The sequence below is a fragment of the Glacieibacterium sp. genome, from assembly GCF_965200405.1.
Lineage (GTDB): Bacteria > Pseudomonadota > Alphaproteobacteria > Sphingomonadales > Sphingomonadaceae > Glacieibacterium.
Window position 1 is genome coordinate 2,431,459 of the sequence record NZ_OZ241356.1, and the last position, 14,661, is coordinate 2,446,119.

The window sequence follows — 14,661 nt, forward strand, 5'->3', positions numbered from 1 at the left end:
CGCCATAGGCTCCGGACTGGCAAGGCGGGCCATGGCCAACAAACCCCCACGCGCCGCCGGCGGCTGCCTGCTTGCTCTCTCCACACTGGTCGGCACGGTGATCGGTATCGTCGTGCACCAGGCATCCATCGGCCTGATTGCCGGCTTCTGCATCGGCGTCGTCGCCGCGATCGCCGTCGCGGTATGGGATTCGCGCCGGGCCTAAGTTGGCCCTTTAAGTCAACCGGCGCCCGACCCACACCACCCGCCCGATGACCGCGACGGTCGCCGGGTCGCAATCGTCCCAACTGGGATACGCGTCGTTGTCGCTGCGGATAGACAGCCGCCGCGTCGCCGGATTGACGCTGAGCCGCTTGACCAGCAACGCGTCGTCGGTGCGCAACACATAGATGCCATCGCGCAGCCTCTCGCGGTCGTCGGTGTCGACCAGGATCTGATCGCCGTCGGCCAGCGTCGGCAGCATGGAGTCACCCTCGACGCGGATCACCGACAGGGCTTCCGGACGACCGCTGGCGATTCCGCGAACCCAGTTCGACTGGAATGCCAACGTTGCGATAGGATTTTCCCCATCCGCGACTGCGCCCGATCCCGCCGAGGCGCCGATGTCGAGGGTCGGGATCAGGACGTAGTCGGTGGTTCGCGCCGCTGCGTCGGAGCGGTGGACGACGCTGTGACCATGACCACCGCGCTCCTCCGGCCCGCCGAGCAGGCGTTCGGAGATACCGAAATGCGTCGCGAGCTTGCGGCGATCGTCTTCGCTCAAGCGTCTGGGAACGCCACGTTTGACGAACTGCTGCACATAGGTCGGATTGCGGCCGATCAAGCGCGACAGCGAGGCATAATCCTCACCGCGCACAGCGATCAGCTCATCCAACCGTTTCCGGATGGCAAGATAATCCATGACGTTGTGAGACCTCCTCTCCAGGCACCCCACCCGAAAAGCTATAGCGATAGGTAAAACCCTAGACAAGTAGGATTTCGCGCAGGATATTCGGTTATAAGCTGATTCGCAGTGGGGAGTTGCCGAGATGACACCATTATTGACCAAGATCGAGCGACACCTCCGCGCCACGGGTGTCTCGCCGACCCGCTTCGGGCGCGACGCGACCCACGATCCGCGCTTCGTCCTCGACCTGCGCAAGGGCCGGGAGCCGCGCGAGCGGACCAAGGCGCGCGTCCTGGCCTTCATCGCCCAGGCTCCCTCGCAGCTGGAGTCGGGCCGTTGAGCGCGCGGCTGCTGCTGGCGCCGACCGGGGTCCCCGCCCGGCTGGTCAAGGCGCTGGCCCGCTTGGCCGCGGACCGCCCGGGCGCGCTGTTCCCGATGCTGGTCGTCGAGACGTCGACGTCGCGGCCGTGGTCGAGCGCTACCTTCGACGGCGAGCGCCACCGCCTCGATCTGCGCCTGCACGGCAGCGCCATCGAGGTCGGCGACGGGCTCGAGCGCCTGATGGCGGGGATGGCCGACCTGGATTTCGGCCTGAGTGGGCAGATCGTCGCCGAGGCGAAGCTGCTGGCTGTGGGCGTCGACCCCGATCCGCTGGTCGTTGCCCTGTCGCTGACCATCGAGGTGCTGACCGTGCGTGACTGATCTGGACGCGACATAAACGCTGGTGCCGGAACGACGGTGCGTCGGACGGCGTTCGGCTCGGCATGGTGAAATACTGCGACCCGACCGAACCCGGCATCACGCGGCGCAAGCGGGGGGACAAGTGGCAGTTCATCCGCCCCGACGGCAAGCGCATCACCGACGCCGAGGAAATCGCCCGCCTCAACAAGCTGGCAGTGCCGCCGGCCTATGAGCGCGTCTGGTACTGCACCAACCCCGACAGCCACCTGCAGGCGATCGGCTATGACGCCAAGGGCCGCAAGCAGTACCGTTACCACCCCGATTTCCGCAGCGAGCAGGATGGGCAAAAGTACGACCGCTGCGTCGACTTCGGCAGCGCCCTGCCGCTGATGCGCGAAAAGATCGCCACCGACATGGCCGAACCCGGGCTGGGCAAGGGTAAGGTGCTGGCGGCGATCGTGCGGCTGCTCGACCAGGGGCACATCCGCGTCGGCAACGAGGGTTATGCGCGCGAGAACAAGAGCTTCGGCGCAACGACGCTGCGCAACCGCCACGGCGCGGTGCGCGGCACGACGGTCAAGCTGGATTACGTCGGCAAGTCGGGCAAGCAGCAGCGCGTCACGATCAACGACCGCAACCTCGCAAAGATCGTCAAGCGGTGTCAGGACCTGCCGGGGCAGGCGCTGTTCCAGTACATCGGCGAGGACGACGGCGAGCCGCACCGTATCGGCTCGGGCGACGTCAATGCGTACATCAAGGACGCGATGGGCGATGACTTTTCCGCCAAGCATTTCCGCACCTGGGGCGCCAGCGCGATCGCCTTCGAGACGATCGTCAAGGCGCGGGCCCCGCTGACCCTGAAAAAGCTGCTGGAGCCGGTGGCGGAGGCGCTGGGCAATACCCCGGCGATCAGCCGCAAGTCGTATGTGCATCCCAAGCTGCTGGATCTGGTGACGACCGGGACGGCGGGTGAACTGGCGGGAACCAAGCTGCCGCGCGAGACCAAGTGGCTGAGCGGGATCGAGCGCGGGCTGATCGGGCTGCTGGAGGCTTGACGGCTACCGCCCGAGCGGCTCGATAGCCGGATGACCGACAAGATCCTGATTTGCTACGGCTCCTACCGCTCCGACCGGCAGGGTATCCGGCTGGCCGATTACCTGGTTCGGGCCTTCCGCGATCGCGGCGCCGATGCCCAGTTGATCGATGCCAAGGCGGTCGACCTGCCGATGCTCGACCGGATGTACAAGGAATATCCCAAGGGCTCGGCACCTGCAAAACTGGAGGAGCTGGCGGGGAAGATCGTCGCGGCGGACGCGTTCGTGTTCGTGACCGGCGAGTATAATTGGGGGGTGCAGCCGGGACTGAAGAACCTCACCGACCATTTCCTCGAGGAATGGTTCTGGCGGCCCGCAGCGGTGGCGAGCTATTCTGCCGGGCGCTTCGCCGGGGCGCGCGCGGCGCTGGCGTGGCACGGCATCCTGTCGGAAATGGGCATGGTGGTGACCTCGGCGCCGCTCGCGGTCGGCGGCATCGGGCAGGCGTTCGACGCTGGCGGTGAGCCAGCGGGGGCGGGCGGGGCGGCGCTGGAGAAGTCGTTCCCGCGCTTCGCCGACGACCTGGCGTGGTGGACCAACGCCGCGCGAGTCCAGCGTGCGACGACGGCGCCGCCCTACTGAGACTGGCCGAGCCGCTTACCCCAGCCGCGCCAATGCCGCGCGCAGCCGCTCGGCTTCGGCACCGCGCGCGGCCATGTCGGCGCGGGCCTTCTCCACTGCCTCGGGCTTGGCTTTCTCGACGAAGCCCGGGGAACCAAGCCGTCCGGCCAGCGCATCGCGCTCCTTCTCCGCTGTCGCCGCGCCCTTTTCGAGGCGCGACCGCTCGGCGGCGAGGTCGATGATGCCGCCCAAGGGGAGGGTGTACGTCGCCCCCGCATGGACCAGCTGCAGCGCGCCGCCATCCGCGGAAGCACCCGGCTCGATCCGCGCCATGCGGGCGAGGGCGGCGGCGTTGGCGACCAGCCGTGCCTCCGCCTGCACATCCGCACCGTCGACGGTGTAGGTCAGCTTCGCGCCCGGCGGCACGTTCAGCTCGGTCCGTGCCGAGCGGACTTCTGAGATCAGCCCGATCAGCCAGTCGATCTCGCCCGCGACCTCGGCATCGACCAGCGCGGCATCCGTCACCGGCCATGACGCGACGATCAGGTCGTGCTCGCGGGGTGCCAGCTTGTGCCACAGCTCCTCGGTCAGGAACGGCATGACCGGGTGGAGCATGACCAGGATCTGATCGAGCGCCCAGCCGGCGACGGCGCGCGTCTCCGCGGCGATGGCTTCGTCCGCACCCTCGCCGAGCAGCGGCTTGGTGAGCTCGACGTACCAGTCGCAGAAGCGGCTCCAGACAAACTGGTACGCCGTCTCGGCGTAATCGTCGAAGCGGTAGGCAGCGATCGCGGCGTCGAGCGCGCGCGCCGTGGTGACGACTTCGCCGATGACCCAGCGGTTGACCGCCTGGGTTGCGACCGGGGGTGCAGCATCCGCCGAGCCGGTGATGCCGTTCGACTGGCAGAAGCGCGCGGCGTTCCACAGCTTGGTGGCGAAGTTGCGATAACCCTCGACGCGCTTCTCATCGAGCTTGATGTCGCGGCCCTGCGTCTCCATCGCGGTCAGCGTGAAGCGCAGCGCGTCGGCGCCGTATTTGTCGATCAGGCCGAGCGGATCGACGCTGTTGCCCTTCGACTTGGACATCTTGGCGCCCTTCGCGTCGCGGACGAGGCCGTGGCAATAGACCGTCGCGAACGGCGCAACCTGCTCGAACTTCAGGCCCATCATCATCATCCGGGCGACCCAGAAGAAGATGATGTCGAAGCCGGTGACCAGTACCGAGGTCGGATAATAGCGCGCCAGCTCCGGCGTCTGCTCCGGCCAGCCGAGCGTCCCGAACGGCCACAGCGCCGACGAGAACCAGGTGTCGAGCACGTCGGAATCGCGGGCGATGTACAGCTTGTACGCCTCCGGGTCGGCCATCATCCGGCGCATGCCCTCGGCCAGCGTGTCGGCAACGCCGATGTCGGACGGTTGCAGCAGGTAGAAATCGGCGGCCTCGGCGATCGCCTCAGCCTCGGTCTCGGCGACGAAGATTTCGTTGCCCGGGCGGTCGGACGCCGCCTCCTCCTCCGGGCTGGCGCCGGGCATGATCATGCGCGGGCCGTACCAGGCCGGGATCTGGTGGCCCCACCACAATTGCCGCGAGACGCACCACGGCTGGATGTTCTCCATCCAGTTGAAATAGGTCTTGTCCCAGTTGGCGGGCACGAACTTGGTCGCGCCGGAGCGCACCGCGTCGATGGCGGGACCGGCCAGCGTCTTGGCGTCGACATACCATTGGTCGGTCAGCCACGGCTCGATGACGACGCCGGAGCGGTCGCCGTAGGGCATCTGGACGATCCGGTCCTCGACCAGTTGCAGCAGGCCGAGGCGGTCCATCTCGGCGACCACCCACTTGCGCGCCTCGAAACGGTCCATGCCGACGACTTCAGGCGGAATGCCCTCCAGCTCGCGGATGCGGGCGCCTGAGTCGAACAGGTTGAGCATGTCGCTCGCCTCGATGCCGGCGCGGCGGCCGACCTCGAAGTCGTTGAAGTCATGGCCCGGGGTGATCTTGACCGCGCCGCTGCCGAGTTCCGGGTCGGCATGGTCGTCGGTGACGATCGGGATCAGCCGGCCGACGATAGGCAATAGCACCGACTGGCCGACGACCGACTCGTAGCGCTCGTCCTTCCAGTTCACCGCGACCGCCATGTCGGCGAGCATCGTCTCCGGGCGCGTCGTCGCGACGACGATATGGTCGCGGCCGTCGGCCAGCTTGACGCCGTTCGCCAGCGGATAGCGGAAGTGCCAGAACTGCCCGGCGACCTCGCGCGTCTCGACCTCCAGGTCGGAGATCGCGGTGCGCAGGGCAGGGTCCCAGTTCACCAGCCGCTTGTCGCGGTAGATCAGGCCCTGGCGGTGCAGCTCGACGAAGACCTTGGTGACGGCGGTCGAGAAGCCGGCGTCCATGGTGAAGCGCTCGTTCGACCAATCGCAGCTGGCACCCAGGCGGCGCAGCTGGCGGGTGATCTGGCCGCCCGATTCGGCCTTCCATTCCCAGACCTTGGCGAGGAACGCCTCGCGGCCCATCTCGGTGCGCTTCAGACCCTCGGCAGCGATGGTGCGCTCGACGACCATCTGCGTCGCGATACCGGCGTGATCGGTGCCGACCACCCACAACGCATCGCGGCCCTTAAGCCGGTGGTAGCGGATCAGCACGTCCTGCAGCGTGTTGTCGAGCGCGTGCCCGATGTGCAGCGAGCCGGTGACGTTGGGCGGCGGAATGACGATGGTGAACGGCTCGGCATCCGGGCGCGCCGGGCGGAAAGCGCCGCGGTCCTCCCAATAGGGATAGAGGCGCGCCTCGATTTCGGCAGGGTCGAAGGTCTTGTCGATGATCATCCGCGCTTCTTTGCGGACTTGCGCAGCGGCGGCAAGTTTTGCGAGAGTCCGGCGGCTTCGAGTTCGGCCCGCAGCGCCTTGCCAGGGCGCCGGTGCCAGACGAAGCGGCGGTCCAGCGACTTGGAGGCGACGAGGATCGGCTCGCCCGATGAGTTGTCGAAGACCGCCAGCCGGTCGACGTGCTCGGCGAACCACGCGAGTTGCTCGAAGGAACGCGTCCGGCGCGATCTGATCTTATCCTCCGGTACGTCATGGCCGCCGCCCTCGACCCGGATGCGGACGCGCTCGATCTGCAATTCTGGGCTGTCGAGCAGGACGTAGATCATGCTGACCTGAAAACCGCGGGCATGGGCGCGCTCGACAAGGCTGCGGTATTTGGGTGACGACAGCACCGTCTCGACGCCGATCGTCTGGTAAACTTCGAGCGAGGCATTGAGCCAATGTTCGATGCGCTGGACGGCAGCAAGGTTGGCAGCGGTCCCGTCGGTATGCTCATGCTCGGCTATGTCGACCGTCAACAGGTCGGGATTGATGATCCAGACCGAGCCGTCCCAACCCGAGAGATCAGTATATTTGTAAAGTGTGCTCTTGCCGCTGCCGTTCGGCCCGGCGACGATCCAGAGTACCGGTGGACCCGATCTAAGCAGGTTGCGGCGCCGTGCGGGCTCGCTTGCGTTGCTCCGTCCTGATCCGGCGCACGTTCGAGCGGAAAGCCGCCTGAAGCTCCAGCGCGAAGTTCGGCCCGTCGGCCTGCACGACCTTCTTCCGAATCACCGAACCATCAGCCAGTTGAATGACTTTGGTGGGCAGGTCGCGGGGGGTGATTTCGGCCTTGGTCGCCATGCTATCTCCTACCCGGTCCATATAGCAGTTCGGCCCGGCGTTTCAAACAGACGCGACCGTCATGGCAGCTATTGCGGCGCGGGCAGCTCAGTTGCCGCGGGCGGTCAGGCGGACGATCTCGGCCTCGACGGCGCGCTCGACCATTTCCGGAAGATTGGCGTCGAGCCACGACTTCAGCATCGGCTCGAGCAGCGACCGGGTCAGGGCTTCGAGCGTGATGCTGTCGGTCGTCGCGGGAACCGGCGGCGTCGGCGCCGGGACGGCAGCGTTCGGCTGCACGGACGTCGGCGCGGCCTCCGGCTCGGCGGCCCGCTCGGGCGACCGCCACGGCTCGTCGCGCACCGGCTCGTTCGACGACACGGCACGGCGGATCGAGGCCATGATCTCGTTCATCGCCGCGTCGCTGGAGGCGCGCGCCGTCGCCGATGCCTGCGCGCTGGAAGCGGCGTCGTCGCCACCCGAGTCGGCGGCGGCGGTGCTGGTCGCGTACTGATGGTCGTCTGTGGTCATGCCCGGATGCTAGGTCAGCGCGGCGGGATTGTCACGGACCGGCTGGCCGACACGGGATCGGGCAACGGCAGCGCCGGCGCATTGGGATCGAGGTCGAAATCGTTCCACTTGTGCCGCACGCGCTTGGCGTTGAGCGTCGAATCATAGGCGTTCACCGGGACTTCCAGCGCCGCTGCCTCGGCGACGCCGACGGCGGCGAGCAGCGTATAGCCCGCGACATATTCGTTGCGCTGCGCGGTCAGCAGGTCGGTGCGGGTCGACAGCAGTTCCTGCTGCGCGTTGAGCACTTCCAGCACAGTCCGGGTGCCGACCTGGTTCTCCTGCGTCACGCCTTCCAGCGCCAGCGCGTTGGCGTCGACGGCGACCTGCGACGACTGGATGATGGCGCGGGCGATGCCGATCTGGACGAAGGAGTTGGTCGCCTGCTCGACGACCTGGCGCCCGGTCGATCCGATGACCTCGAGCAGCTGCGACCGACGCGCCTGCGCTTCGCGGACCCGCGACGCGACGGCGCCGGCCTGGTAGATCGGCACGCTGAGCTGGATGCCGGCGCTCTGGGTGAAAAAGCTGCCCTGCTGGACGAAGCTGCCGCCACCGCCGCCGCCGTTGAACTTCTGGTAGTTGGCGCCGAGGCCGACGCCGACCGACGGCAGCCGCTCGCGCTCGATCGTGCTGACGTCATAGCGCGCCGCCGCCTCGTCGAAACGTGCCGCCAGCAACGCCGGGTTGTTGGCGTTGGCAAGGTCGATCGCCTGGCCCTGGGTACCCGGCAGCACCGGCAGCGGCGGCAACGGCGCCAGATCCTCGGGCAGACGGCCGATCGTGCGGCGGTAATATTCGCGCGCGTTCGACAGCGTGCCCTGCGCCGCGATATAATTGCTGCGGGCGTTCTCCAGCCGTGCCTGCGACTGGGCGACGTCGGTCCGCGTCAGGTCGCCGACCTCGAACCGGTCCTTGCTGGCCTGCAGCTCGCGCTCCAGCACCTTGACCTGGCTGGCGTTGAGATCGACCAGCGCGGCGTAGCGCAGCACATCGGCATAGGCGGTGACGGTGTTGAGGATGACGGTATTCTCGGTGGCGCGCAGCCGTGACCGGGCGGCGAGGACGCGCGCATCGGCAGCGTTGGTGGCACTGCGCGTGCGGCCGCCGCGGTACAGCGACTGGTTGATGCTGAGCCCGACGGCGGAAGTGCGGCCGTTGTCGGCGAAATCCAGCCCGTTCTGCTGCTCCGAGACCGACACGTCGACGGTCGGGCGGCCAAAGCTCAGCGCCTGCGGCACCTGCTCGTCGACCTGGCGGACGACGGCGCGCTGGGCGGCAAGGTCGGGGTTGGTTTCATAGGCGGAGGCGATGGCGCCGCTCAACGTGTCGGCAAGGGCCGGCTGGGCGAGCAGCGCGATTGCCAGCGCGGCCACCGAAGTCAGACGGACCATGTGCGAAAAACCCCCCGGTATCGGCTTCAAAATACGAACTCGACGACCTTTGCGAAACCGGGCAGCAGCGGCGCCGAAACCTCGATGACGCCGGCGCCGACGACGGTATCCCCGACGACGCCACCGACCTTGGCGCGGCCGACGCCGGCCTCGCGGATCACCGCCGCGACCCGTCCGCCCGGCTTGAGCTGAGCCACCAGCGTCGCCGGAAGCTGCTCGATCGCACCGTCGAAGTAGATCAGGTCATAAGGGCCGCCGTCGGGCAATCCCTCGACCAGCGGTGCCTCGACGACCGTGACGCCGTTCGCGCGCGCCGTTGCGGCCAGCCCGGCGTCGGACTCGACCGCCGTGACGCTGTCCGCCAGCCGGCCGATCAGCGCCGCGGTATAGCCAGTGCCCGCACCGATCAGCAGGACGCGCTCGTGCCGCTCGATTCGGGCATGGGTCAGCAGCAGACCGGTGACCAGCGGCTCCATCAGCGCGCGGCCACCGCCCAGCGGCACCGCCGCATCGGCATAGGCGAAGGCCTCGCGGCCCGGCGGCACGAACCTTTCGCGAGCAACGGCGGACATCGCCGCCACGACCTCGGGGTCGTTGACGCCGACAGTGCGCAGCTGGCTGGCTACCATGGTGGCGCGGAGAGTGGCAAAGTCGGTCAAGCGAACTTCCGATACAGGATCGAGTGAGTTATAGACGTAACACACTTGCCACGCAACCGGCAAGTCGATGCGGCTGTGCACATAGCGAGAGCCACCGCCATCGCCAAGCGGATTGCTAAGCCCCGCCCGGCCCGCTAAGCACTGCGCCCGCGTCGAGGCCCGATGGCGGAGTGGTGACGTAACGGACTGCAAATCCGTGCACCCGGGTTCGATTCCCGGTCGGGCCTCCAACGCGCAGGCTGCTGCGATAGTCGCCGGCCGATTTCGCTGATGACGACCGGCGCGATCGACCGGGCACCCAGGCCTGCGCCGCGACAACTGCCGGGGCCGGCTTGCCATTGACCGGCAGCGCGCAGACATCGGCGACGACAAAAGCCGTTATGAGTCCATGTGGTCGAGGGCGTACAGCGTCGGAATACGGCGCGATCTTCAATTGGAGCTGGACGATGACCTTTTTACTCTACGACGCTGTCGTACCGTCGAACCTCCAGATCCTGGGGGCGGTCGATGCTCTGCTCGACAAGGCGGCGGCGTTTTGCGCGGAGGCGGGAAGAACGGAGGCTGACCTGATCGATGCGCGCTTGGCGCCCGACATGTTGCCGTTTGGCTATCAGGTTAAATCGTGCGCCGTGCATTCGATCGGCGGTATCGAAGGCGTGCGCGCGGGGACATTCTCGCCGGACCAGACACCGTGGCCGACCGATTTCGCCAGCCTGCACGGCGTCCTGCAGAAGGCGGTTGCGAGTCTGGAGGCAATCGACCGTACGACCTTCGATGCTCTCGCAGGGAGCGACACGCAGTTCGCGTTCGGAGAGCGACGATTGCCGTTCACAGGCGCAAATTTCCTGCTCTCGTTCGCGCAGCCGAACTTCTATTTCCACGCCACTACCGCGTACGCGATCCTCCGGGCGCAAGGCGTGAAGCTCGGCAAGCGAGATTTCATGGGAATGCCGCGGATCAAGCGGTAGCCTGCCGCTGGCCTATGCTGACGGCTGGACAGTCCTTGGCTAAGGTCGCTGAACAACCGTCCCCGAAGTTGTTGCCAAGGTTGGCGTGCGCTCGCCACACGCACGGCCCAAGAATATTTCAGACAGCATGATCCCTAGAGCAGATCGACCCGGTCTCTCGCAGAATTGCCACCCAATTCCGTTGCTACCTACCCGTGTAGCTGGATTGCATTTTGGAGTGAGCAGAGTCAGCCTCGCCTGATCAATCAAGGGATATCATGCTTCTTATCAAGGGCTGCCGCGTCTTCGATGGGGTCTGCGGTGACATAGCGAATGACCAGTCGATCCTTGTCGAGGACGGCGTGATTCGCGAGATCGGCGAGCGCGTCACCAGTCGAGCCGCGGCGGTGATCGATGTAGGCGGTCGGTTCGTCATGCCCGGGCTGATCGATGCGCATTTCCATGCATATGGCGTAGAGGTGAACCCGGCGCTGATCGACCGGGTCCCGCCGGTGGTGCTGGGGATCCGGGCGAAGGCGATCCTCGAGGCGACGCTCGCGCGGGGCTTCACCACTGTCCGCGACGCGGCGGGCGCAGACTATGCGCTTTCCTCGGCGCTGAAGGCCGGATTGATCGATGGGCCCCGGCTGTTCTACGCCGGCATGGCGCTGAGCCAGACGGGCGGGCATGGCGACCTGCGCTCTTCCGATCACCACGAGATCTGCGCCTGCGCCTATTGCGGTGCGCTATCCATGGTCGTCGATGGCGTCGACGAAGTACGCCGGGCGGTGCGCGAGCAACTTCGCCGCGGTGCGCACCAGATCAAGCTGTTCGTCTCCGGTGGCGTGCTGTCGCCAAGCGATCCGATCTGGATGAACCAGTTCGCCGACGATGAGATCAGGGTCGCCGTCGCCGAGGCCGCGACGCGCCGTTGCTATGTGATGGCGCATGCCCACACCAACGAGGCGGCGATACGCTGCGTCACCAATGGCGTCCGGTCGGTCGAGCACGCGACGATGCTGGAGGCCGATGGCGTCGCGGCGATCGTCGCGGCGGGCGCCTATGCCGTGCCGACGCTGGCGATCATCGACGCCATCCAGGATATGGGTCCGAAATTGGGCCTGAGCCAGGTGATGGCCGACAAGACGCGCGAAGTCGCGGTCCATGCCATGACTTCGCTGGATCGGCTTAGGAGCGCGGGCGCGAATATCGGGTTCGGTACCGACCTGCTGGGGTCGCTGATGGACCGGCAGTCCCGTGAATTCTCGCTGCGGAGCCAAGTTTGCTCGCCGCTGGAGATCCTGCGACAGGCGACCTCGGTCAACGCGGCGCTGCTTCAGATGGCGGGCAAGCTCGGCACGATCGCGCCCGGTGCGTTTGCCGACATACTCGTGATCGAGGGCGACCCGCTGGCGGATATCACCGTGCTCGGGGATAGTTCGTCGATCCGGCTGATCCTACAGGATGGCCGGATCCGGAAAAATACGCTCGATGGTTGATCCCCGGATCACGATAGCCAGCTCCACCGCGGCATGACGCCGGGCCAGCCGCTCGCCGCCCGCGGCCGGTACACCAGTCGGCGCCTGTCGCCCCCCGTCCAATATGTGCCGCTGTGCGAGCGGACGCTGGTGCTGCGCTCGCTCGAGGTGGCGCGGCGCGGACGCCTGACAGTGCTGCTCGGTCCGCCGGGTTACGGCAAGACGACCGCGCTGGCGCAGTGGCACGGCCAGTTGCGCGAGGCGGGCATCAAAGTCGCATGGTGCAGCGCCTCGCAGGCCGAGCGGGAACCGACGCAGTTCCTGCGCCTGCTCGTACTGGCGCTCGAGGCGGGCGGGGTCGATCCCGGCCCGGTGGCGCGACGCGCGGTCGGCGACGGATCGGTGGAGGCGATGCTCGATGGCGTCGTACTGGGCATGGAGCAGGCCAACCAGCCCGTCGTCGTGATCATCGACGATTATGACCGCATCGATCACCCGCCAATCGCCAGCTGCGTCACCGAACTGCTCGACGCACTTCCGCGCGACGTTCATCTGGTACTGGCGACGCGCCGCAAGCCGTCGCTGGCGATCGCGACCCTGTACGCGCAAGGCGCCGTGCGCGTCATCGATCCCGACGAGCTGAAGCTCAGCACCAACGAGCTGGCGACGACGCTGGGCCTGCCCCTCGACGCGCCGGAGCTGGCCGCGATCCTGGCGCAGACCGAGGGCTGGCCGGTCGCCGTGCAGCTGTATCGCCTGTGGCGGCAGCGCGCCACCGAGGGTACCGTCATGCCGTCATTCGGCGGGCACGCGACCGAGGTCGCCGATTATCTGGCCGAACAGGTGCTGGCGGCGCTGCCGATCGAGCAACAGGCGGTGCTGATCTCGCTGTCGATCGCCGACCAGGTCGAGGCCTCGTTCGCCGACGCGATCCGCGCGGCCAGCGACAGCGCCGCGATGCTCGAGGCGATCGCCACGGCTCTGCCCAGCCTGGTCCAGCAGACCGCGTCGGAGGGCGAGGTCGCCTACCGCATTCACCCGCTCCTGTCGGGCTATGCGTTCGATCGGCTGGCGTTGGAGCCGGGGCGTGCAGCCCTGCTTTACCAGCGCGCGGCGCGCTGGCTGGCGCTGCACGATCGCTATCCCGACGCGGTGCGTCATGCAGTGCTCAGCAAGGACGAGGCGTTCCTGACCGATATGCTGATGCGGCTGCCGTACCGGGCGCTCTTCCTGGCTTACGGGGTCAGCGAGCTGCGCGCGATGTTGCGCGAGATTCCGCCAGGAATGCTTGCGGCGTTGCCTCGCATGCAGCTGCTGAGCGCGCTGGCGCTGTTCAAGGAGGGCTTTTTCATCGAAGCCGAGCAGCTGCGTCTCGAAATCGATGCAGCGATCGATGACGCCGCCGAGGGTGGGCTGGCGATGCGGATCGAGAGCCGGGCGCTGGCGGCGCTGTTCGGCGTCTATATGCGCGGCACGTCGGCCGACTATTCGATGCTCATCGAGTGGCTGCTGGCAAACGCACCTGCCGATCCGCTGATGTGGGGATGGTGCGAGAACATCCTGATCGTGGTTCAGCAACAGCGTGGCTTACTCGGCGCCGCGTCCGCATCGCTGGACCGAACCAGGCACGCCTATCAGGCCGTGTCGGGCGCGGACTTCGCCGTTCTTCAGCTCCTTGTCCACGACATGCTGCTGAGCTTGGCGCACGGCGCACTGCGACAGGTGCAGGAAAAGGCCGTCGCACTGCTGCGCCGCGATCCAACGAGTCTGATCGGCGAGCGCTGCCTTCATGCGATGGCGAGGATGCTGGCAGGATTTGTCGATTACCAGCGCAGCTATCGTCCGCAGGCGGCTGAGGAAATGCGCCTCGCGCTGGCCGAATATGGGCGCGAGGAGGCGTGGTTCGATCAATACGCCATCGCGATGCCGGTGATCGTCGACGTCACCTATCGGCGCCATGGGCTGCCCGAGGCGCTGCGGGAGCTGGATGCGGCGCGGTGCGACTACGCGCGGCGCGGCATGATCTGTCTCGACGGCATGTGCCTCGGTGTCGAGCTGGTGTGCCTGATGCGGGCCGAAGCGCTGGACGGGATCGAGGTGCTGGAGGCCGCCTGCCGGACGCGGCTCGACGATGCTGCCACGGGACACGCGCCGTGGCGTGAGCGCGAAATCCTGCTGCGCGGCCTCTGTTGTCTCGCACTGGCCCGGGGGGCGACCGACGAAGCTGTCCGGATGGCCAACCGCCTGATCGACGAGGGACGGCTGGGAGGACGGCCGGGAGCGGAAGTGAAGGGGAGGGTGCTGCTGGCGCTCAGCCGGCAGGACGATGCAGCAGCGGCCGAGGTCGACATCCGCGAGGCCATCCGCCTCGCCAGTGGAGAGGCGATCGTCGCGCCGTTCGCCGAGGAGGGGCGCCGCGTCGTGCCGTTGCTGCGGCGTGTCATGGCCGAGGGGTCGTCAAAGCTGATCCAGCGCCACACCGCGGCCATCCTGAAGGTCATCGAGGGCGAGCAGCAGTTCGCCGATGTCGATGCGCTGAGCGACCGCGAAGCCGAGATCGTCGCGCACCTCGCCGATGGAGCATCGAACAAGCTGATCGCCCGGCGGCTGGGGCTGACCGAGAATACGATCAAGTTCCATTTGAAGAAGGTCTACGCCAAGCTCGGCGTGTCGACCCGGCGGCAAGCCGTCGCCCACGCGGTGCAGGAACACTGACGCCGCGCCACCCGAAACGGCGTCC

At 67.2% G+C, this 14,661-nt stretch carries 15 protein-coding genes and 1 tRNA gene; 9 read left to right on the plus strand and 7 right to left on the minus strand.

What is annotated here, in order from left to right:
• Positions 1 to 31 precede the first annotated feature (31 nt).
• The gene (locus ACOFKW_RS11355; protein ID WP_419814264.1) at positions 32 to 205 is read left to right on the plus strand and encodes a hypothetical protein; all 174 of its coding nucleotides are present in this window, start codon (positions 32 to 34) and stop codon (positions 203 to 205) included.
• Positions 206 to 214: 9 nt separating this feature from the next.
• Here ACOFKW_RS11355 and ACOFKW_RS11360 read toward each other — a convergent pair whose 3' ends face one another.
• Positions 215 to 901 (minus strand): S24 family peptidase, encoded by a 687-nt coding sequence (locus tag ACOFKW_RS11360; protein WP_419814265.1) that lies wholly within the window; start codon positions 899 to 901, stop codon positions 215 to 217.
• A gap of 127 nt (positions 902 to 1,028) precedes the next feature.
• Between ACOFKW_RS11360 and ACOFKW_RS11365 the strand changes: the two genes are divergently transcribed.
• The 4 genes from ACOFKW_RS11365 (at position 1,029) to ACOFKW_RS11380 (ending at position 3,243) form a co-directional block, all read left to right on the plus strand.
• Positions 1,029 to 1,226: a hypothetical protein gene (locus ACOFKW_RS11365; RefSeq protein ID WP_419814266.1), complete on the plus strand. Its 198-nt coding sequence runs from the start codon at positions 1,029 to 1,031 to the stop codon at positions 1,224 to 1,226.
• Positions 1,223 to 1,588: a hypothetical protein gene (locus tag ACOFKW_RS11370; protein ID WP_419814267.1), complete on the plus strand. Its 366-nt coding sequence runs from the start codon at positions 1,223 to 1,225 to the stop codon at positions 1,586 to 1,588. The genes ACOFKW_RS11365 and ACOFKW_RS11370 overlap by 4 nt, the downstream gene beginning before the upstream one ends.
• A gap of 62 nt (positions 1,589 to 1,650) precedes the next feature.
• A complete protein-coding gene (locus ACOFKW_RS11375) occupies positions 1,651 to 2,622 on the plus strand; it encodes a DNA topoisomerase IB (RefSeq protein WP_419814268.1) in 972 nt (323 codons plus the stop codon).
• Positions 2,623 to 2,652: 30 nt separating this feature from the next.
• Entirely contained in the window at positions 2,653 to 3,243 is a 591-nt protein-coding gene (locus ACOFKW_RS11380; RefSeq protein WP_419814269.1) for an NADPH-dependent FMN reductase, read from the plus strand.
• A gap of 15 nt (positions 3,244 to 3,258) precedes the next feature.
• On the opposite strand, the gene ACOFKW_RS11385 is transcribed toward ACOFKW_RS11380, so the two are convergent.
• From ACOFKW_RS11385 to ACOFKW_RS11410, 6 genes are all read right to left on the minus strand, one after another.
• Complete coding sequence (locus ACOFKW_RS11385) at positions 3,259 to 6,051, minus strand: valine--tRNA ligase (protein WP_419814270.1); 2,793 nt, start codon at positions 6,049 to 6,051, stop codon at positions 3,259 to 3,261.
• Positions 6,048 to 6,698 carry a zeta toxin family protein gene (locus tag ACOFKW_RS11390; protein ID WP_419816927.1) on the minus strand — a complete coding sequence of 217 codons (651 nt, stop codon included), beginning with the start codon at positions 6,696 to 6,698 and terminating at the stop codon, positions 6,048 to 6,050. The genes ACOFKW_RS11385 and ACOFKW_RS11390 overlap by 4 nt, the downstream gene beginning before the upstream one ends.
• Positions 6,691 to 6,894 carry a hypothetical protein gene (locus ACOFKW_RS11395; RefSeq protein ID WP_419814271.1) on the minus strand — a complete coding sequence of 68 codons (204 nt, stop codon included), beginning with the start codon at positions 6,892 to 6,894 and terminating at the stop codon, positions 6,691 to 6,693. The genes ACOFKW_RS11390 and ACOFKW_RS11395 overlap by 8 nt, the downstream gene beginning before the upstream one ends.
• 87 nt (positions 6,895 to 6,981) lie before the next feature.
• Positions 6,982 to 7,404 carry a DUF2497 domain-containing protein gene (locus ACOFKW_RS11400; RefSeq protein ID WP_419814272.1) on the minus strand — a complete coding sequence of 141 codons (423 nt, stop codon included), beginning with the start codon at positions 7,402 to 7,404 and terminating at the stop codon, positions 6,982 to 6,984.
• Between the two features lie 14 nt (positions 7,405 to 7,418).
• Positions 7,419 to 8,837, minus strand: a complete 1,419-nt coding sequence (locus ACOFKW_RS11405) for a TolC family outer membrane protein (protein ID WP_419814273.1) — start codon at positions 8,835 to 8,837, stop codon at positions 7,419 to 7,421.
• A gap of 26 nt (positions 8,838 to 8,863) precedes the next feature.
• The gene (locus ACOFKW_RS11410) at positions 8,864 to 9,496 is read right to left on the minus strand and encodes a protein-L-isoaspartate O-methyltransferase family protein (RefSeq protein WP_419814274.1); all 633 of its coding nucleotides are present in this window, start codon (positions 9,494 to 9,496) and stop codon (positions 8,864 to 8,866) included.
• A 156-nt stretch (positions 9,497 to 9,652) separates the two neighbouring features.
• Here ACOFKW_RS11410 and ACOFKW_RS11415 point away from each other — a divergent pair.
• From ACOFKW_RS11415 to ACOFKW_RS11430, 4 genes are all read left to right on the plus strand, one after another.
• Positions 9,653 to 9,726, plus strand: a tRNA-Cys gene (locus ACOFKW_RS11415).
• 216 nt (positions 9,727 to 9,942) lie between these two features.
• Complete coding sequence (locus ACOFKW_RS11420) at positions 9,943 to 10,464, plus strand: DUF1993 domain-containing protein (protein WP_419814275.1); 522 nt, start codon at positions 9,943 to 9,945, stop codon at positions 10,462 to 10,464.
• Positions 10,465 to 10,721: 257 nt separating this feature from the next.
• Complete coding sequence (locus ACOFKW_RS11425) at positions 10,722 to 11,942, plus strand: amidohydrolase family protein (protein WP_419814276.1); 1,221 nt, start codon at positions 10,722 to 10,724, stop codon at positions 11,940 to 11,942.
• A gap of 33 nt (positions 11,943 to 11,975) precedes the next feature.
• Entirely contained in the window at positions 11,976 to 14,636 is a 2,661-nt protein-coding gene (locus ACOFKW_RS11430; protein ID WP_419814277.1) for a LuxR C-terminal-related transcriptional regulator, read from the plus strand.
• The last annotated feature ends 25 nt before the right edge of the window (positions 14,637 to 14,661 follow it).

Bases quoted from the DNA above. Each gene is read 5' to 3' on its own strand.
- ACOFKW_RS11355 (WP_419814264.1), top strand. From the start codon at position 32: ATGGCCAACAAACCCCCACGCGCCGCCGGCGGCTGCCTGCTTGCTCTC.
- ACOFKW_RS11360 (WP_419814265.1), bottom strand. From the start codon at position 901: ATGGATTATCTTGCCATCCGGAAACGGTTGGATGAGCTGATCGCTGTG.
- ACOFKW_RS11365 (WP_419814266.1), top strand. From the start codon at position 1,029: ATGACACCATTATTGACCAAGATCGAGCGACACCTCCGCGCCACGGGT.
- ACOFKW_RS11375 (WP_419814268.1), top strand. From the start codon at position 1,651: ATGGTGAAATACTGCGACCCGACCGAACCCGGCATCACGCGGCGCAAG.
- ACOFKW_RS11380 (WP_419814269.1), top strand. From the start codon at position 2,653: ATGACCGACAAGATCCTGATTTGCTACGGCTCCTACCGCTCCGACCGG.
- ACOFKW_RS11385 (WP_419814270.1), bottom strand. From the start codon at position 6,051: ATGATCATCGACAAGACCTTCGACCCTGCCGAAATCGAGGCGCGCCTC.
- ACOFKW_RS11395 (WP_419814271.1), bottom strand. From the start codon at position 6,894: ATGGCGACCAAGGCCGAAATCACCCCCCGCGACCTGCCCACCAAAGTC.
- ACOFKW_RS11400 (WP_419814272.1), bottom strand. From the start codon at position 7,404: ATGACCACAGACGACCATCAGTACGCGACCAGCACCGCCGCCGCCGAC.
- ACOFKW_RS11405 (WP_419814273.1), bottom strand. From the start codon at position 8,837: ATGGTCCGTCTGACTTCGGTGGCCGCGCTGGCAATCGCGCTGCTCGCC.
- ACOFKW_RS11420 (WP_419814275.1), top strand. From the start codon at position 9,943: ATGACCTTTTTACTCTACGACGCTGTCGTACCGTCGAACCTCCAGATC.
- ACOFKW_RS11425 (WP_419814276.1), top strand. From the start codon at position 10,722: ATGCTTCTTATCAAGGGCTGCCGCGTCTTCGATGGGGTCTGCGGTGAC.
- ACOFKW_RS11430 (WP_419814277.1), top strand. From the start codon at position 11,976: ATGACGCCGGGCCAGCCGCTCGCCGCCCGCGGCCGGTACACCAGTCGG.